Raw genomic sequence first — 18,894 nt, forward strand, 5'->3', positions numbered from 1 at the left:
GACCAGACAGCGAACAGACATGAGTTGATGGCCGCTAAACAGGCATGGATGACCCTGCCATACCATTCACAACATTAAGTTCGAGAATCACCCCGAGTTTAAGAACCCACACCATTATGAATCTTACCGAATTAAAGAATACGCCGGTTTCTGAGCTGATCACTCTCGGCGAAAATATGGGGCTGGAAAACCAGGCTCGTATGCGCAAGCAGGACATCATTTTCGCCATCCTGAAGCAGCACGCTAAGAGTGGCGAAGATATCTTTGGCGACGGTGTGCTGGAGATATTGCAAGACGGATTTGGTTTCCTCCGCTCTGCAGACAGCTCCTACCTCGCCGGCCCTGACGACATCTACGTATCCCCCAGCCAAATCCGCCGTTTCAACCTCCGCACTGGTGACACCATTTCAGGTAAGATTCGTCCTCCGAAAGAGGGTGAACGCTACTTTGCGCTGTTGAAAGTCAACGAAGTTAACTTCGACAAACCTGAAAACTCGCGTAATAAGATCCTCTTTGAGAACTTAACGCCGCTGCACGCGAACTCTCGCCTGCGCATGGAGCGTGGTAACGGTTCTACCGAAGACTTAACGGCGCGCGTGCTGGATCTGGCATCACCTATTGGTCGCGGCCAGCGTGGTCTGATTGTGGCTCCGCCAAAAGCGGGTAAAACCATGCTGCTGCAGAACATCGCACAGAGCATCGCCTATAACCACCCAGACTGCGTGCTGATGGTACTGCTGATTGACGAACGTCCGGAAGAAGTGACCGAGATGCAGCGTCTGGTTAAAGGTGAAGTGGTTGCTTCAACCTTCGACGAGCCAGCCTCTCGCCACGTTCAGGTTGCGGAAATGGTTATCGAGAAGGCGAAACGCCTGGTTGAGCACAAGAAAGACGTGATCATTCTGCTCGACTCCATTACCCGTCTGGCGCGTGCCTACAACACCGTAGTTCCGGCGTCCGGTAAAGTGCTGACCGGTGGTGTGGATGCTAACGCCCTGCACCGTCCGAAACGCTTCTTCGGTGCCGCACGTAACGTGGAAGAGGGCGGCAGCCTGACCATCATCGCGACGGCGTTGATCGATACCGGTTCAAAAATGGACGAAGTGATTTACGAAGAATTTAAAGGTACAGGTAACATGGAACTGCACCTTTCTCGTAAGATCGCTGAAAAACGCGTCTTCCCGGCTATCGACTACAACCGTTCCGGTACCCGTAAAGAAGAGCTGCTCACCACCCAGGAAGAGCTGCAGAAAATGTGGATCCTGCGCAAAATCATCCATCCAATGGGTGAAATTGACGCGATGGAGTTCCTCATTAACAAACTGGCGATGACCAAAACCAACGACGATTTCTTCGACATGATGAAGCGCTCGTAACGGAAATAAAGCCAGTGAACGCCACGTTTTTACGTGGCGTTTTTCTTTTATGGATTATACGCTAGTACCTCTACTCCCAATTTTGACCGGTCGGTGCGACAATAGGACCGTTTGGGCAGCAAAAGAAATAATTGATTGAAAAACATACAAAGGGAGTTGTAAGAAGCCATCTTTATTACTTCTGAGGCGGTGGCTTCATGGTTATACTTCCAGGACTAACATTTGTTGAGAGCAATTCATTGTGAATCTATTCACCGCCGTTACTGAACTGATCAGTATTTTTTTATTCACAACCTGTTTTTTGTTCATTGCGCGTAAGGTGGCAAAACGAATAGGGTTGGTGGATAAGCCTAATTTTCGTAAACGCCATCAGGGACTTATTCCTTTAGTCGGCGGGATTTCTGTTTATGCAGGAATTTGCTTTACGTTTGGGATTGCCGATTATTATATTCCACATGCCGCCCTCTACATTGCCTGCGCTGGTGTTCTGGTGTTAGTGGGGGCGCTTGATGATCGGTTCGATATCGCGGTGAAAATACGCGCCACCGTTCAGGCGGCCATTGGCGTGGTGATGATGGTTGTAGGCGGGCTGTATCTGCGAAGCCTCGGCTATGTCTTTGGCCCATGGGAGTTAGTCCTGGGTCCATTTGGCTTCTTCCTGACGCTCTTTGCCGTCTGGGCGGCAATCAATGCTTTCAACATGGTGGATGGAATTGACGGTCTGCTTGGTGGGTTGTCATCCGTCTCCTTTGCCGCTATCGGTATTATTTTATGGTTTGACGGCCAGTACAGTCTGGCAATGTGGTGTTTTGCCATGATTGCCGCCATCCTGCCTTATATCCTCTTAAACCTTGGTGTGCTGGGCCGTCGTTATAAAGTCTTTATGGGTGACGCGGGCAGTACGCTGATTGGTTTTACGGTCATCTGGATCCTGCTGGAAACCACACAGGGTCAAACTCACCCAATTAGCCCAGTAACCGCGCTGTGGATTATTGCCATTCCATTAATGGACATGGTGGCGATTATGTATCGCCGCCTGCGTAAAGGGATGAGTCCTTTCTCTCCCGACCGCCAACACATTCATCATCTCATCATGCGTGCGGGTTTTACTTCTCGTCAGGCGTTTGTGCTGATTACTCTGGCCGCCGCTATTTTGGCCGCAATTGGTGTTGCTGCAGAATATTCTCATATCATTCCTGAATGGGTTATGTTGGCATTATTCTTGCTAGCATTTTTCCTGTACGGCTACTGCATTAAGCGCGCATGGAAAGTGGCGCGATTTATTAAACGTCTTAAACGCAGGATGCGTCGGAACAGTGGCAAAAATACACCATTAACTAAGTAAAACCGGGACTATGATGACTCAACCGTTGGCGGGAGCGAAATCAGTGGTAACTGAGAATGAACTGGATATTCGGGGTTTGTTTCGCGTGTTATGGGCAGGCAAACTTTGGATTGCGGGGATCGCGCTGGGGTTTGCCCTGCTGGCGCTGGCCTATACGTTCTTTGCAAAGCAAGAATGGAGCACCACGGCAATCACCGATAAACCAACGGTTAACATGCTCGGGGGATACTATTCCCAGCAGCAATTCCTGCGAAACCTGGATATTAAAGCCAGCCTCGCGACGCCGGACCAGGCCTCCGTTATGGATGAAGCCTATAAAGAGTTTGTGATGCAGCTGGCTTCATGGGATACCCGCCGCGATTTCTGGTCCCAGACGGATTACTACAAGCAGCGCCGGGTGGATAACACCAAAGCCGATGCCGCCCTGCTGGACGATCTGATCAACAATATTCAGTTTATGCCGGGCGACGCGCTGCGTAACGTGAATGACAGCGTCAAGCTGATTGCAGAAACCGCGCCGGACGCCAACAACCTGTTGCGTCAGTACGTCGCGTTTGCCAGCCAGCGTGCCGCAAGCCATCTTAACGAAGAGCTTAAGGGTGCCTGGGCAGCCCGCACGATCCAGATGAAAGCGCAGGTGAAGCGTCAGGAAGAGGTGGCGAATACCATTTTTGGTCGCCGTGTGCATAACATTGAGCAGGCGCTGAAAATTGCTGAGCAGCACAATATTTCCCGTACTGAAACGAACGTGCCGGCTGATGAGCTGCCTGACTCCGAAATGTTCCTCCTGGGTCGTCCTATGCTGCAGGCGCGTCTGGAAAATCTGAAGGCCGTTGGGCCTGATTTTGACCTCGATTACGATCAAAATCGCGCGATGCTCAATACGCTCAATGTCGGTCCATCCCTGGACCCGCGTTTTCAGACCTATCGTTATTTGCGAACGCCTGAAGAACCTGTAAAACGCGATAGTCCGCGTCGTGCATTCCTGATGATCATGTGGGGGATTGTAGGCGCACTGACGGGCGCTGGCGTGGCGTTAACGCGTCGTCGCAAAAACTAAGAATGCCGTCTACGATGAAGGCTGCGGCCTTCATCGCCTAATCGAAGAGAATCGATGTGAAAGTACTAACCGTATTTGGCACCAGGCCGGAGGCCATTAAGATGGCACCTCTGGTACATGCGCTGGCCTGCGATCCTGATATAGAAGCGAAAGTGTGCGTCACGGCCCAGCACCGTGAGATGCTCGATCAGGTTTTAACGCTCTTTTCCATCGTCCCGGATTACGACCTTAATATTATGAAACCGGGGCAAGGGTTGACGGAAATAACCTGCCGTATTCTGCAAGAGCTTAAGCCGATCCTGGAGTCATTCAAGCCAGACGTGGTGCTGGTACACGGCGACACCACCACGACCGTTGCGACCAGTCTGGCCGCGTTTTACCAGCGTATTCCTGTGGGGCATGTCGAGGCGGGTCTGCGTACCGGCAATCTTTATTCGCCGTGGCCGGAGGAGGCCAACCGCACGTTAACGGGCCATCTGGCGATGTACCACTTTGCGCCAACGGAAAACTCGCGTCAGAACCTGCTGCGTGAAAATATCGCCGATAACAAAATCTTTGTCACCGGCAATACGGTCATTGATGCATTAATTTGGGTACGTGACCGCGTCCTCGCCAATGACGATCTTAAAAAAGAACTCGCTGCCCGCTATCCGTTCCTCCACAACGGCAAAAAAACCATCCTGGTCACTGGCCATCGGCGCGAAAGCTTTGGCCGCGGTTTTGAGCAAATCTGTCACGCGCTGGCGGAAATCGCCGCGCAGAACGACGATGTGCAGATTGTCTATCCGGTCCACCTCAATCCTAACGTCAGCGAGCCGGTTAACCGCATCCTCGGTCATGTCGACAATGTCCTGCTGATCGAGCCTCAGGATTACCTGCCGTTTGTCTGGCTGATGAACCATGCCTGGCTGATCCTCACCGACTCCGGCGGCATTCAGGAAGAGGCGCCCTCCCTCGGTAAACCGGTGCTGGTGATGCGTGAAACGACCGAACGTCCTGAAGCGGTCAAAGCGGGTACGGTGCGTCTGGTCGGCACCAACGCACAGCTTATTGTCCAGGAAGTCACGCACCTGCTGCACGACGATGAAGCCTATCAGGCGATGAGCCGGGCCCATAATCCGTACGGAGACGGGCAGGCCTGTGGCCGTATTTTGCATGCACTTAAACACAATCGGGTATCGCTATGAGTTTTTCTACCATCTCTGTCATTGGTCTTGGCTATATTGGCCTGCCCACCGCGGCGGCGTTTGCCTCTCGTCAAAAACAGGTTGTCGGTGTCGATATCAACACCCGCGCGGTGGAAACCATTAACCGTGGCGAAATTCATATTGTGGAGCCCGATCTTGACCGCGTGGTGAAAGAGGCGGTGGAGGGGGGCTTCCTGCGTGCCAGCACGACCCCAGTCGAAGCGGATGCCTTCCTGATTGCCGTTCCAACGCCCTTTAAGGGCGACCACGAGCCCGACATGGCGTTCGTCGAGGCGGCGGCAAAATCCATCGCACCGGTGCTGAAGAAAGGGGCGCTGGTGATCCTGGAGTCGACCTCTCCGGTGGGGGCCACCGAGCAAATGGCGCAGTGGCTGGCCGACGCGCGTCCTGATTTACGTTTCCCGCAGCAGGCGGGGGAGCAGGCGGATATCAACATTGCCTACTGTCCGGAGCGCGTGCTGCCGGGCCAGGTCATGGTCGAACTGATTAAAAACGACCGCGTCATTGGCGGTATGACGCCCGTCTGTTCCGAACGCGCTAGCGCGCTGTACAAGATTTTCCTTGAAGGCGAGTGCGTGGTGACCAACTCCCGCACCGCTGAAATGTGCAAGCTGACGGAAAACAGCTTCCGCGACGTGAATATCGCTTTTGCGAACGAGCTGTCGCTGATCTGTGCCGATCAGGGGATTAACGTCTGGGAGCTGATTAGCCTGGCGAACCGCCATCCGCGTGTAAACATTCTCCAGCCGGGCCCGGGCGTGGGCGGGCACTGTATCGCCGTCGACCCGTGGTTTATCGTGGCGCAGAACCCGGCGCAGGCGCGCCTGATTCGCACCGCGCGGGAAGTGAACGACAGCAAGCCTCACTGGGTACTTAATCAGGTTAAGGCGACGGTTGCGGACTGTCTGGCGGAGAGCGGCAAGCGCGCCAGCGAACTCAAAATTGCCTGCTTTGGTCTGGCGTTTAAACCCAATATTGACGATCTGCGTGAAAGCCCGGCGATGGAAATTGCCGAGATGATTGCCGAATGGCACAAGGGTGAAACGCTGGTGGTTGAGCCGAATATCCACGAATTACCGGCAAAACTGGCGGGGCACTGCACGCTGACGGCGCTGGACGACGCGCTGGCGACGGCGGACGTTCTGGTGCTGCTGGTGGATCACAAAGAGTTTAAAGCGACGTCCGGGGATGCCGTTCGTCAGCAGTTTATTGTCGACACCAAAGGCGTCTGGCGTTGAACAACCTGAATGGGGTCATCGAGTCCCTGCAGTGGGAGAGTGCCTTTTTCGGCCTGCCGTCGGCCATCGTGCGTCTGCGCGATGACGCGCCGGTACTGGCTGAATCGGATTTCACCGCCTGGCAACGGGTGCAGGCGAAGATACCGGCGGAGCGTGCCGATCTGCTTGACGCGCTCCAGCAACGCGGCTTTCAGCTGGTTGAAGGGGAGGTCGATCTTTCCATTACCCTTTCCCGGCACGATGCGGCTGGCGCGGAAATTGCAAAGGAACAGGACATCCCCGTGCTGCGGCAGATGGCGGCTCAGGCCTTTGCGCAGAGCCGCTTTCGCGCGCCCTGGTACGCGCCGGACGACAGCGGACGTTTCTATGCCCAGTGGATAGAGAATGCGGTTAAAGGCACCTTTGACCACGTCTGCCTGGTTTTCCGCGCAGGAGAGGGCCAGATACAGGGGTTTGTTTCTCTGCGTAAGCTCAACGCGCGCGAGGCGCGTATTGGCTTATTAGCCGGGCGCGGCATGGGTGAGAAACTCATGCAGGCGGCGCTGCACTGGGCGCAGCAGCAGCAGCTTGTGACGCTGCGGGTAGCGACCCAACTGGGCAACACCGCCGCGCTTAAACGTTATATTGCGAGTGGTGCCAACATCGACGCCACCGCCTACTGGTTATACAGGTGACAAGATGATTCCATTTAACGCTCCCCCCGTCGTCGGCACGGAACTCGACTATATGCAGTCTGCCATGGGCAGCGGCAAGCTCTGCGGTGACGGCGGTTTTACCCGTCGCTGCCAGCAGTGGATGGAACAGCGTTTTCGCAGTGCCAAAGTGTTGCTAACCCCGTCCTGCACGGCATCCCTGGAGATGGCGGCGCTGCTGCTGGATATCCAGCCCGGCGATGAAGTGATCATGCCGAGCTATACCTTCGTCTCCACCGCGAACGCGTTTGTCCTGCGCGGGGCGAAAATCGTCTTTGTGGATATCCGCCCGGATACCATGAACATTGATGAGACGCTGATTGAAGCGGCGATCACCGACAAAACTCGCGCGATCGTGCCGGTTCACTACGCGGGCGTGGCCTGTGAAATGGACACCATTATGGCCATCGCCAAAAAACATAACCTGTTTGTGGTGGAAGATGCCGCGCAGGGCGTGATGTCCACCTACAAGGGGCGCGCGCTGGGCACCATCGGCCATATCGGCTGCTTTAGCTTCCATGAGACCAAAAACTACACGGCGGGCGGTGAAGGTGGCGCGACGCTGATTAACGACCGGGCGCTCGTGGAGCGTGCGGAAGTGATCCGCGAAAAAGGCACCAACCGCAGCCAGTTCTTCCGGGGACAGGTAGACAAATACACCTGGCGCGATATTGGCTCCAGCTATCTGATGGCGGATCTGCAGGCGGCGTACCTGTGGGCGCAGCTGGAAGCCGCGGAGCGTATCAACCTGCAGCGTCTCTCCCTGTGGCAAACCTATTATGATGCGCTTGCGCCTCTGGCTAAAGCCGGTCGTATCGAGCTGCCGACCATCCCGGCAGACTGCGTCCACAACGCGCATATGTTCTACATCAAGCTGCGCGATAACGACGACCGCAGCGAGCTTATCGCCTGGCTGAAAGAGGCCGAAATTATGGCGGTGTTCCACTATATCCCGCTGCACTCCAGCCCGGCCGGGGAAGCGTTTGGCACGTTTGCGGGTGAAGACCGTTACACTACGAAAGAAAGTGAGCGTTTGCTTCGCCTGCCGCTGTTCTACAACCTCGCGCCAGTTAACCAGCGCACGGTGATTAATACCCTTCTGAGCTATTTCGGCTGATATGTCTCTGGCAAAAGCATCGGTGTGGACCGCCGCGTCCACGCTTGTAAAAATTGGCGCCGGGCTGCTGGTCGTCAAGCTGCTGGCCGTCTCATTTGGCCCGTCTGGCGTGGGGCTGGCGGGGAATTTTCGCCAGCTTGTCACGGTCCTTGGGGTGCTGGCCGGTGCCGGGATCTTCAACGGCGTGACCAAATACGTTGCTCAGTATCATGATGATGCGGCCCAGCTGCGCAGGGTGGTGGGCACCTCTTCGGCTATGGTCACGGGTTTTTCGACCCTGATGGCGATTATCTTTCTGCTGGCGGCGGCGCCCATTAGCCAGGGATTGTTCGGACACGCCCATTACCAGGGGCTGGTGCGTCTGGTTGCGCTGGTTCAGATGGGGATTGCCTGGGCGAACCTGCTGCTGGCGCTGATGAAAGGCTTTCGCGATGCCGCCGGGAACGCGCTGGCGTTAATCCTGGGCAGCATCATCGGCGTTATTGCGTATTACTTCTGCTATCGCCTGGGTGGCTATGAAGGCGCTCTGCTGGGCCTGGCGCTGGTTCCGGCGCTGGTTGTTGTGCCTGCGGCGTTGATGCTGATGCGTCGGGGCGTTATTCCTCTGAGCTACCTCAAACCGCAGTGGGACAAGGTGCTTGCCAGCCAGCTGGGGAAATTCACCCTGATGGCGCTGATTACGTCCGTCACGCTGCCGGTGGCCTACGTGATGATGCGAAACCTGCTGGCGGCGCACTACAGCTGGGATGAAGTGGGGATCTGGCAGGGCGTGAGCAGCATTTCCGACGCCTACCTACAGTTTATAACGGCTTCCTTTAGCGTTTATTTGCTGCCAACCTTATCGCGCTTGACGTCCAGACAGGATATTACGCGTGAGATTTTCCGATCGCTGCGCTTTGTGTTGCCGGCCGTCGCGGCGGCCAGCTTTACCGTCTGGCTATTGCGTGATGTCGCCATCTGGCTGCTGTTCTCGGCGAAGTTTACCGCCATGCGCGATCTCTTTGCCTGGCAGCTGGTGGGCGATGTGTTGAAAGTAGGTGCTTACGTTTTCGGCTATCTGGTGATAGCAAAAGCGTCCCTGCGGCTGTATATCCTGGCGGAAATTAGCCAGTTTGTATTACTGACGTCGTTCTCGCACTGGCTGATACCCGCGCACGGTGCGCTGGGGGCGGCTCAGGCCTATATGGCAACCTATATTGTTTATTTCGCTGCCTGTTGCGGCGTATTTTTATTGTGGCGTAAACGCGCATGACTGCACTGATTCACATCCTGGGATCGGATATCCCACACCATAACCAGACCGTTTTGCGGTTCTTCAACGACGAACTGGCACCGGGTAATCCTGATGCGCGTGAGTTTATGGTTGCAGGTCAGGATAAGGGCCTGAGCGAGGCGTTTCCGGCGCTGACGATTCGCTTCTGGCCGGACAAGGCCGCGCTGGCGAAGGCGGTCGTAGCTAAAGCGAAAGCGGACCGCGAACAACGATTCTTCTTCCACGGACAGTTCAATACTGGCCTGTGGCTGGCACTGCTCGGCGGGGGAATCAAGCCTTCCCAGTGCAGCTGGCATATCTGGGGGGCCGATCTTTACGAAGTCTCCCGCGGCTGGAAATTCCGTCTTTTCTATCCTCTGCGCCGCATGGCCCAGGGGCGCGTGGGCTGCGTTTTTGCTACCCGCGGCGATCTCAACTATTTTGCTAAACAGCACCCGAACGTGCGCGGCGAGTTGCTCTATTTCCCCACCCGGATGGATCCGTCGCTGAACGCCCTGGCGAATGACGCGGTGCGTGAAGGCAAGCTGACCATACTTGTGGGAAATTCCGGCGATCGCAGTAACGAACACGTCGCGGCGCTGCGGGCGGTGCATCAGCAGTTTGGCGACACGGTGAACGTGGTGGTGCCGATGGGCTATCCGGCCAACAACGACGCCTACATCAATGAGGTTCGCCAGCAGGGGCTGGCGCTGTTTAGCGCTGAGAACCTCAACATCCTCAGCGAAAAGCTGGAGTTTGAGGAATATCTTGCGCTGCTGAGAAAATGCGATCTCGGCTATTTCATCTTTGCCCGACAGCAGGGAATCGGTACGCTGTGTCTGCTGATTCAGGCGGGGGTACCGTGCGTGCTCAACCGCGACAACCCGTTCTGGCAGGACATGGCCGAGCAGCATATTCCGGTGCTGTTTACCTCAGACGCGCTGAACGTTGATGTCGTGCGGGAAGCCCAGCGCCAGCTCACGCTGGTGGACAAAAATAGCATCGATTTTTTCAGTCCGAATTACCTCACGCCGTGGCACCGCGCACTGCGTATCGCTTCAGGAGACAAAGCATGAGTCAGTTGCAATTCAGCGGCTTACTGGTTGTCTGGCTTCTGAGCACCCTGTTTATCGCCACGCTGACCTGGTTTGAATTCCGCCGGGTGCGCTTCAACTTTAACGTGTTTTTCTCGTTACTTTTTCTGCTGACCTTCTTTTTCGGCTTCCCGCTCAGCAGCATTCTGGTCTTCCGTTTTGACGTGAGCGTCGCGCCGCCGGAAATCCTGCTCCAGGCGCTTCTGGCGGCGACCTGCTTCTATGCGGTTTACTACGTCACCTATAAAACGCGTCTGCGTTCGGCGCAGGCCGCGGCCCCGCGTCGGGCGCTTTTTACCCTGAATCGGGTGGAAACCCACCTGACGTGGGTGATGCTGATGACCATCGCCCTGGTCAGCGTCGGCATCTTCTTTATGCATAACGGCTTTCTGCTGTTTAAGCTCCACTCCTACAGCCAGATTTTTTCGGCCGAGGTCTCGGGCGTGGCGCTTAAGCGTTTCTTCTACTTCTTCATCCCGGCGATGCTGGTGATCTTCTTCCTGCGCCAGGACAGCAAAGCGTGGCTGTTCTTCCTGGTGAGCACCGTCGCGTTTGGCATCCTGACCTACATGATTGTGGGCGGTACGCGCGCGAACATCATCATCGCCTTCGCCATCTTCCTGTTCATCGGCATCATCCGCGGCTGGATCTCGCTGTGGATGTTGGTTGCGGCAGGCGTGTTTGGCATTGTGGGGATGTTCTGGCTGGCGCTGAAGCGCTATGGGATGAACGTGGCGGGTGATGAAGCGTTTTACACGTTCCTCTACCTGACGCGCGATACGTTCTCGCCGTGGGAAAACCTGGCGCTGCTGCTGCAGAATTACGACAAGATTGATTTCCAGGGGCTGGCGCCGATTGTTCGCGACTTCTACGTGTTTATTCCGACCTGGCTATGGCCGGACCGGCCTGGCGTAGTGCTCAATACCGCGAACTATTTTACCTGGGAAGTGCTGAATAACCATTCCGGCCTGGCAATTTCACCGACGCTGATCGGTTCCCTGGTGGTGATGGGCGGGGCGTGGTTCATTCTGCCCGGTGCGGTTGCCGTGGGGTTGATTATTAAGTGGTTCGACTGGCTTTACCTGCGCGGTAACGAAGAGACCAACCGCTACAAAGCGGCTATTTTGCACAGTTTCTGCTTTGGTGCCATTTTCAATATGATCGTTCTGGCGCGTGAAGGACTGGATTCATTCGTTTCGCGCGTGGTGTTTTTCATGGTCGTTTTCGGCCTCTGCCTGTTGCTGGCCAAACTGCTGTACTGGCTGTTTGACAGCGCTGGGCTTGTGCACAAGCGCGAGCGGCAGGGCAGCACAACGCTGTCGCAAGTCTGAGTAAGGATAGTAATGACTGATAATACTTCTGCACCGCGCTATGCGCTTCGTGGTCTGCAGCTTATTGGCTGGCGTGATATGCAGCACGCGCTGGATTTTCTGTTCGCCGACGGCCAGATGAAATCCGGTACGCTGGTGGCCATCAACGCGGAAAAGATGCTGGCGGTGGAAGACAACGCCGAGGTCAAAAGCCTGATAGACGCGGCCGAATTTAAATACGCGGACGGCATCAGCGTGGTCCGCTCTATCCGTAAAAAGTATCCTGACGCTAATGTTTCCCGCGTGGCGGGTGCCGACCTCTGGGAGCAGCTTATGGCCCGCGCGGGCGCGCAGGGCACGCCCGTGTTCCTGATTGGTGGGAAGCCCGGGATTCTGGCCCAGACGGAGGAGAAACTGCGTCGACAATGGAATGTTAATATTGTCGGCAGCCAGGACGGTTACTTCAAGCCGGAAGATCGGCAGGCGCTGTTTGAGCGCGTTCGCGACAGCGGGGCGAAAATTGTCACCGTGGCGATGGGGTCCCCGCGCCAGGAGATCCTGATGCGTGACTGCCGTCTGGTCTGTCCGGATGCCCTCTACATGGGCGTCGGCGGCACCTACGACGTCTTTACCGGCCACGTTAAGCGTGCGCCAAAGGTCTGGCAAAATCTGGGGCTGGAGTGGCTGTACCGCCTGTTATCGCAACCGACGCGTATTAAACGACAGATCCGACTGCTTCGCTATCTCGCCTGGCATTACTCCGGCAAAATGTAATCAAAATGTAGCGCGATATGCTATTCGCGCTGCAACTCGCCTGCAAAACTGCTGATAATCTGTGCAATGCATTCATTTTTTTAATGCATCGTTTGCCATTTGGTCGATTTTAAGAAACCATTCGCACCGTATTTTAGTCCCCCTAAAAAACAATACCCGGTATTAAGCCGGGAAACAGCAAACACAATCGAGGATCTATGGCAGAGAAAAAACCGGAGCTACAGCGTGGGCTGGAAGCTCGTCATATTGAACTGATAGCGCTGGGCGGCACTATCGGCGTGGGCCTGTTTATGGGCTCCGCAAGCACGCTCAAGTGGGCAGGCCCTTCCGTTTTACTGGCGTACATTATCGCCGGGCTGTTTGTTTTCTTCATCATGCGTTCCATGGGCGAAATGCTCTTCCTGGAGCCGGTAACTGGCTCCTTCGCCGTATACGCGCACCGTTATATGAGTCCCTTCTTCGGCTACCTGACGGCCTGGTCATACTGGTTTATGTGGATGGCGGTGGGCATCTCAGAGATCACCGCGATAGGGGTCTACGTGCAGTTCTGGTTCCCGGACATGGTCCAGTGGATACCGGCACTCATTGCCGTGGGGCTGGTGGCGCTGGCAAACCTGGCTGCCGTGCGCCTTTACGGTGAAATTGAGTTCTGGTTCGCCATGATCAAGGTCACCACCATTATCGTGATGATTGTCGTCGGCCTGGGCGTGATTTTCTTCGGCTTTGGCAACGGTGGACACGCTATCGGCTTCGGCAACCTGACCGAAAACGGCGGCTTCTTTGCCGGCGGCTGGAAGGGCTTCCTGACGGCGCTGTGTATCGTTGTGGCTTCGTATCAGGGCGTGGAGCTGATTGGGATTACCGCCGGTGAAGCGAAAAATCCTCAGGTCACACTGCGTAGCGCAGTAGGCAAAGTGCTTTGGCGTATCCTGATTTTCTACGTGGGCGCAATCTTCGTTATCGTGACCATCTTCCCGTGGAATGAAATAGGCTCGACGGGCAGCCCGTTCGTTTTAACCTTTGCCAAAATTGGTATCACGGCAGCGGCGGGTATTATCAACTTTGTGGTTCTGACGGCCGCCTTGTCTGGCTGTAACAGCGGAATGTACAGCTGTGGCCGCATGCTCTATGCGCTCTCGAAGAATAACCAGCTGCCTGCAGCGATGAGTAAAGTCTCACGTGCCGGCGTGCCGGTAGCGGGCGTGGCGGTTTCTATTGCGATCCTGCTGATTGGCTCTTGCCTGAATTACATCATTCCTAATCCGCAGCGCGTGTTTGTTTACGTCTATAGCGCCAGCGTCCTGCCGGGCATGGTGCCGTGGTTTGTTATCCTCATCAGCCAGCTGCGTTTCCGTCATGCGCATAAAAAGGCAATTGAAAGCCATCCGTTCCGCTCCATTCTGTTCCCCTATGCGAACTATTTGACGATGGCGTTCCTGATTTGCGTATTAATCGGGATGTACTTTAATGAAGATACCCGCATGTCGCTGTTTGTCGGGGTGATCTTCCTGGCGGCCGTGACGGCTGCGTATAAGCTTTTTGGACTGGGTCGCCGCGCCACCACGCAGAAAGTGGAGGAATAAGCGGCAAAATGTGCAAACCATAACCAAACGCGCATTTTTTTCAAAAAAGCACTAGACAGCGGGGACGGAGGTACGTAATATCCAGCCCCGCAACGGCGCTAAGCGCCCGTAGCTCAGCTGGATAGAGCGCTGCCCTCCGGAGGCAGAGGTCTCAGGTTCGAATCCTGTCGGGCGCACCATTAACCCGGTGCTGGAGCTGCGGTGGTCTGAGAATTAGTCAGTACCGCGTGAAAGAATACAGTGGTGGCTATAGCTCAGTTGGTAGAGCCCTGGATTGTGATTCCAGTTGTCGTGGGTTCGAATCCCATTAGCCACCCCATTATTTGAAAGAGTTGTGAATTGCGAAGGTGGCGGAATTGGTAGACGCGCTAGCTTCAGGTGTTAGTGTCCTTTGGATGTGGGGGTTCGAGTCCCCCCCCTCGCACCACGACTTTTTAAATGAATTGAACTAAAAATTCAAAAAAGCAGTACATCGGCGAGTAGCGCAGCTTGGTAGCGCAACTGGTTTGGGACCAGTGGGTCGGAGGTTCGAATCCTCTCTCGCCGACCAATTTTGAACCCCGCTTCGGCGGGGTTTTTTGTTTTCTGCCACTTTTTATCCCTGTAGTGATTCCCCGACAGCGCCCTGTTTCATTGTCGCGATTCAGCGACATCCAATCGATTGAAAATGAAAGAATTATTCTTTTATCTGTTTTGCTGTCTCCGCCTGGCGACAGATTTCTGCCTTTATCGGCACATTGTGGGGCGTAAGACGCCGCTTACAGCATAATTTCCTTTTATCTTAAAATGTTGCGTTATGTAAAAGTTCCTGGTGTTATGTTGGCACGTTACGTGCAATAATATGCGTGTAGATGCTCATTCCATCTCTTATGTTCGCCTTAGTGCCTCATAAACTCAGGAATGACGCAGAGCCATTTACGGTGCTTATCGTCCACTGACAGATGTCGCTTCGGCCTCATCAGACACCATGGGCATAACGTTGAGTGAAGCACCAAATATGTTGTCTTACAGACCTGTTTTAACGCCTGCTTTTATAGCAGGCGTTTTTTTATGCCTTATTCCTGATACCGGCTCACGATCGGGGCAACTATCAACAGGGCCACTGACGAGACAGCATAGAGCGCCTCTACTGAGCCAAACGCTGAAGCGACCACCGCTGCAATGCCGGTGAAAAGAGAGGCGCTGAGCGTTTGCCAGCGCCAGGCTTTACCGCTGGCCGAAGCGGTTTGCGTGATATGAAAACTACTGAGTACGCCAAACGTCCCGGCCGCAAAGAGAACATTCGAGGCCAGATGCGCGATAAATATCGCCCCCAGTGCACATGCCGTCCACCCGGACAACATCGGCAGCATTCCATACGCGGTCAGAAAGATGCTGAGACAAACGATGATGCGCGGCGTGTTAGCCGCAATGCGCGTCAGGCTCTCTTTTTTTAGCAGCAGGGGGCCGCATAGCTGCCCCATGCTCCTCGCGAACAGCAGCGGCAGAGCAAGGCCCGCCGAATCCTGAGGATGGAGTTGCTGCGCCAGGGCAGGAAGCAGCGCCATGGCCGGTGAGCCGACGGCGGCCAGCGCTGGCAGAATAAGCAGGCTGCGTTTTTGCCGAACGGATAATGTCCGCCAGCGTAATGCCGCAGGTGCCTCCTCGTCACCGGGTGCAGGGAGCGATGGCGAAGAAAACCGGCGCCCAGCCAGCCATAGCAGTAACAATGCCCCCAAAAAGCTGGCGGCGTCGATGGCCAGCAGGGTAAACACGGATGTCTTCTGGAACAGCATCACGCCAAGGCCAGTCCCTAACAATACCTGAGAAGCAAAAATCACGTTTTCCAGACAGGTTGCCGCAGGCAGTTCGGCTTCGCTAAGTCCGCGCTTAAACAGCAACGTCAGGGCGGGCCAGCTCATCCCGCTGAGCAGCGCTTCGGCGGACTGCACGGCGAGTAGTGCGGCAACGCTGTGGTAACCCACGCCAAGCAGGGGAAAGAGCAGTGCGATCAGACCCAGCCCCTCGGTCAGCATCAGCAGGGATATCGGAGAATAGCGTGAGCACAGCTTTTCGCCGATTGTGCTGCCGATGAACCCCGGTAACGTAGCGAAAAGAAAAGCGAGGGTGAGCAGGGCGGGCGGGGCTGACCACGCTAACAGCAAACCGAAGACCACAACCTGGGTTAAGCCATTCCCCAGCGAAGAAAAGATAAAAGCACAGGCAAGCAGGCGCAGCCAGCGGTGGCAGCGCAGCGCCTGGATAAGCGCATACAAAAGCGAGTTCATGACGATTTCCTTTCAAAAACGATTTAGTCCACGCTGCAAAATGTGCGCGTGTGTGAAAAAAGGTTAATGAAAAGACATCGTTACATTGGCGGGTTCGTTTCCGGATGTGGGTGTAAAGAATGTAGCAGGAGAAAGGCGATAAAAAAAGAGGCCATTTGGCCTCCCGATAGATTACTGCTGCGTACCGTTATTTTGCAGCGTCAGCAGCAGCCCATCACGCCGCATGGCGGCAGCCTCCTCCGGCTTATGCTGCTTATCCAGCGTATCGGCAAGCCACGCGTAGTCGAAAGCATCAGGACGCTGCTTCAGCGCCGCGCGGAAGGCGAGGCTCGCCTCTTGCCATTCGCCGTGCTTCATCAGCGACTGACCGAGCGTGCTCCACAGCAGCGGGCGGTCGCCGACGGTTTTGATCTGCTGGCGCAGCACTTTCTCGACTTGCTCCGGGTTATTGGTTTTCAGGCGCGGGATCACCATCACCAGACGATCGTCGTACTGGCGCTTGAGACCGTCAAGGAGGATCTCCTGGGCGGTGTCATGGTCGTCACATTCAATAAGATGCTCCGCCATTGCCACCTGCAGAGGAACCTGCTGACGCGTTTTCCGGCTCTGATTCTTCCACCACGTTTTCAGGCCATCGCTGCCCAGGTCGGCGCGCGCCTGATCCATCAGGCCAATCCACGCCAGACGCTGAAGCTCGTCACGATGTTCATCGTCGCCTACCCCGGCTTTCGCCATGGACGGAATGATGTCCAGCAGCGAGCCCCAGGCGCCGGTACGAATATAGGCCTGCTCGGCAAGACGCAGCACTTCCGGATGACGCGGTGCGACTTCCAGCAGACGGTCGATGCCGTGGCGAGCCGCGTGATTCTCGTTGCGCGCCAGCTGCAGACGAACGCGCGTGATTTCCACCGGAATCGGGTCGCCGTGAGCCAGCTCAGCCGCCCGCTCCAGGTGCTGATTGGCGCGGGCTTCGTCACCGCGCTGCTGCGCCGCTTCGGCCGCCAGCAGATAGTTCACCACCGGCTGTTCGGCGTGATCGGCGTTTTTCGACATCAGCTTTTCAACCTGCTGATAGTCACCCTCTGCAAGCTTCAGCAGCGCCTGCTCGGTCTGTTTACGGGCAAGGCGGCGTTTACGGCCGACGAACCAGCCGCGCGTATGGGCACCGGTACGGAAAATACGGCGGAGGATCCATTCGATCGCAAACAGCACCACCACGCCGAGGATCAGAATAATCACCAGGCCCGTTACGCTGGTTTCGATGTTGTAATTATCCGTCTGGATCAGGACATAGCCCTGATGACCTGCAAGCATCGGCCCCAGCACGATCCCGGCGATCAGCAGAATGAAGAGTAAGAGGACTTTTAGCATCATTACTCTCCTTGTGGTGCGCTTTCAGGCGTGGGAGCCGGAGCGGGCGCCGCTCCGCCCGTCTGCTCGGCCGGTACGCCCGGCTGTGCCAGCAGGTTACGCACGCGCGTCTGCATCAGCTTCTCCAGAATCGGCTGGCTGGCCAGCTTGTCCGGCACGTTCATGGTGATGTTCTGCTGGCTCAGCTTGTCGATATCTTCGAGGAACGCGGTGGTCGTCGCATCATCGGTGTTGTAGTAAGCGCGCACCCACGTTGAGACGTTATCCAGCGCCTGTTTGTAGGTCTCTTCCTGATGACGCGGCACGGCCTGCGCCGCCACCAGCAGGCGGGAACGGATGTTCTCGCGCAGATAGATATCCTGATTAGGCGCTAACAGCGGCACGGCGGTTTCATCGCGACGACGAATGGTGATAAAGCTGTCCATAAAGTTCTGCCAGCTTTTCTGCAGGTTGATGCGCCATTCGCTCAGGGAGCTGGAAAGCTCGGTACCGTCGGAGTCCATCGGGGAGTCGTCGTCGTTATTATCCGCCAGCTGCAGGTTATCGATCTGGTTCGAAAGCTGGTTCACTTTGAGGATAATGCCGTCGTAATCCACCTGCGAGACGGCGGAGAGGCTGGCGATATCTTCGGTAATCGCGCGACGGGCGGTGATAAGGCTCGGGTCGTTCATGTCTGCCAGGCTTGCATCGGCGCTTTTCAGCAGCGCGGCGGCAGTGGTGACGTCCTGATCGCTCCACAGCTTACGCCCGGCGAGCTTCACCAGGAAATCAGCCTGCGAGAGCAGCCAGGTTTTGGCGTCGGTGCCGGAAATCGTTGCGACTTTCTGCTGCACGTCGCCCAGCTGTTTGGTCAGCGCTTCCTGCTTGCTGTTCGCTTCGGCAAGCGCGGCGGCCTGCTGCTTAATCACCGTTTCCAGCTCGGTTTTCTGCGTTTCCTGCGCTTTTTGCAGGGCGGTGAGCTGATTGACCAGCGCGTCGTTAGTGGACGTCTGATTCGCGCTCTGTTGCTTCACCAGCCCATACAGGCCAACGCCTGCTGCCAGCGCAATGGCGATGGCAATCGCGCTCAGCGCGAGGCTGGTTTTGTTGCTGCCGTTTTTCTTCTCAGCGGTTTTCTCAGTCGTCTCTGGCTGTGGCGTCGTCTCCACAGTCTCCCTGGTCTCTTCAACCACGGCGGAGGATTTGTCGTGTTCCGTCATTATGGCTT

General features: G+C 55.9%; 15 protein-coding genes and 4 tRNA genes. 16 read left to right on the forward strand and 3 right to left on the reverse strand.

The window, feature by feature from the left end; genetic code table 11:
• The first annotated feature begins 116 nt into the window (after positions 1-116).
• The 16 genes from rho to ACJBF3_RS20800 all read left to right on the forward strand — a co-directional run bounded on the left by rho (position 117) and on the right by ACJBF3_RS20800 (position 14,599).
• Positions 117-1,376: a transcription termination factor Rho gene (rho, locus tag ACJBF3_RS20725; protein WP_008501566.1), complete on the forward strand. Its 1,260-nt coding sequence runs from the start codon at positions 117-119 to the stop codon at positions 1,374-1,376.
• A gap of 241 nt (positions 1,377-1,617) precedes the next feature.
• Positions 1,618-2,721 (forward strand): UDP-N-acetylglucosamine--undecaprenyl-phosphate N-acetylglucosaminephosphotransferase, encoded by a 1,104-nt coding sequence (wecA, locus tag ACJBF3_RS20730; protein WP_045330319.1) that lies wholly within the window; start codon positions 1,618-1,620, stop codon positions 2,719-2,721.
• A 13-nt stretch (positions 2,722-2,734) separates the two neighbouring features.
• Entirely contained in the window at positions 2,735-3,781 is a 1,047-nt protein-coding gene (wzzE, locus tag ACJBF3_RS20735; protein ID WP_045330317.1) for an ECA polysaccharide chain length modulation protein, read from the forward strand.
• 56 nt (positions 3,782-3,837) lie between these two features.
• Positions 3,838-4,968, forward strand: a complete 1,131-nt coding sequence (gene wecB / locus ACJBF3_RS20740; protein WP_045330315.1) for a non-hydrolyzing UDP-N-acetylglucosamine 2-epimerase — start codon at positions 3,838-3,840, stop codon at positions 4,966-4,968.
• Positions 4,965-6,227, forward strand: a complete 1,263-nt coding sequence (wecC, locus tag ACJBF3_RS20745) for a UDP-N-acetyl-D-mannosamine dehydrogenase (protein WP_045330313.1) — start codon at positions 4,965-4,967, stop codon at positions 6,225-6,227. Before wecB ends, wecC begins: the two co-directional genes overlap by 4 nt.
• Entirely contained in the window at positions 6,224-6,901 is a 678-nt protein-coding gene (rffC, locus tag ACJBF3_RS20750; RefSeq protein ID WP_045330310.1) for a dTDP-4-amino-4,6-dideoxy-D-galactose acyltransferase, read from the forward strand. Before wecC ends, rffC begins: the two co-directional genes overlap by 4 nt.
• 4 nt (positions 6,902-6,905) lie before the next feature.
• The gene (gene rffA, locus ACJBF3_RS20755) at positions 6,906-8,036 is read left to right on the forward strand and encodes a dTDP-4-amino-4,6-dideoxygalactose transaminase (protein ID WP_045330307.1); all 1,131 of its coding nucleotides are present in this window, start codon (positions 6,906-6,908) and stop codon (positions 8,034-8,036) included.
• Position 8,037: 1 nt separating this feature from the next.
• Positions 8,038-9,288, forward strand: coding sequence for a lipid III flippase WzxE (gene wzxE / locus ACJBF3_RS20760; RefSeq protein WP_045330304.1), 1,251 nt, complete (start codon positions 8,038-8,040; stop codon positions 9,286-9,288).
• On the forward strand, positions 9,285-10,364 hold the full coding sequence (locus tag ACJBF3_RS20765) for a TDP-N-acetylfucosamine:lipid II N-acetylfucosaminyltransferase (protein WP_045330301.1): 1,080 nt from the start codon (positions 9,285-9,287) through the stop codon (positions 10,362-10,364). Before wzxE ends, ACJBF3_RS20765 begins: the two co-directional genes overlap by 4 nt.
• On the forward strand, positions 10,361-11,713 hold the full coding sequence (gene wzyE, locus ACJBF3_RS20770; RefSeq protein ID WP_045330299.1) for an ECA oligosaccharide polymerase: 1,353 nt from the start codon (positions 10,361-10,363) through the stop codon (positions 11,711-11,713). The genes ACJBF3_RS20765 and wzyE overlap by 4 nt, the downstream gene beginning before the upstream one ends.
• A 12-nt stretch (positions 11,714-11,725) precedes the next feature.
• Entirely contained in the window at positions 11,726-12,466 is a 741-nt protein-coding gene (gene wecG / locus ACJBF3_RS20775; RefSeq protein WP_045330297.1) for a lipopolysaccharide N-acetylmannosaminouronosyltransferase, read from the forward strand.
• A gap of 197 nt (positions 12,467-12,663) precedes the next feature.
• Positions 12,664-14,049 carry an amino acid permease gene (locus ACJBF3_RS20780; protein WP_045330294.1) on the forward strand — a complete coding sequence of 462 codons (1,386 nt, stop codon included), beginning with the start codon at positions 12,664-12,666 and terminating at the stop codon, positions 14,047-14,049.
• 102 nt (positions 14,050-14,151) lie between these two features.
• Positions 14,152-14,228 (forward strand) — tRNA-Arg (locus ACJBF3_RS20785).
• Positions 14,229-14,292: 64 nt separating this feature from the next.
• Positions 14,293-14,368: transfer RNA gene (locus ACJBF3_RS20790), tRNA-His, on the forward strand.
• Between the two features lie 22 nt (positions 14,369-14,390).
• A tRNA-Leu gene (locus tag ACJBF3_RS20795) sits at positions 14,391-14,476 on the forward strand.
• Positions 14,477-14,522: 46 nt separating this feature from the next.
• Positions 14,523-14,599 (forward strand) — tRNA-Pro (locus ACJBF3_RS20800).
• Positions 14,600-15,104: 505 nt separating this feature from the next.
• Here the strand turns inward: ACJBF3_RS20800 and ACJBF3_RS20805 are convergent.
• From ACJBF3_RS20805 to hemX, 3 genes are all read right to left on the reverse strand, one after another.
• Positions 15,105-16,316 (reverse strand): MFS transporter, encoded by a 1,212-nt coding sequence (locus ACJBF3_RS20805; protein ID WP_045330290.1) that lies wholly within the window; start codon positions 16,314-16,316, stop codon positions 15,105-15,107.
• Between the two features lie 171 nt (positions 16,317-16,487).
• A complete protein-coding gene (hemY, locus tag ACJBF3_RS20810; protein WP_047723317.1) occupies positions 16,488-17,687 on the reverse strand; it encodes a protoheme IX biogenesis protein HemY in 1,200 nt (399 codons plus the stop codon).
• Positions 17,688-17,689: 2 nt separating this feature from the next.
• Entirely contained in the window at positions 17,690-18,886 is a 1,197-nt protein-coding gene (hemX, locus tag ACJBF3_RS20815) for a uroporphyrinogen-III C-methyltransferase (RefSeq protein ID WP_045330280.1), read from the reverse strand.
• Positions 18,887-18,894 lie beyond the last annotated feature (8 nt).

The sequence above is a fragment of the Enterobacter sp. PP-008-ECC_S150 genome (assembly GCF_045257065.1).
Taxonomy (GTDB): domain Bacteria; phylum Pseudomonadota; class Gammaproteobacteria; order Enterobacterales; family Enterobacteriaceae; genus Enterobacter; species Enterobacter chengduensis.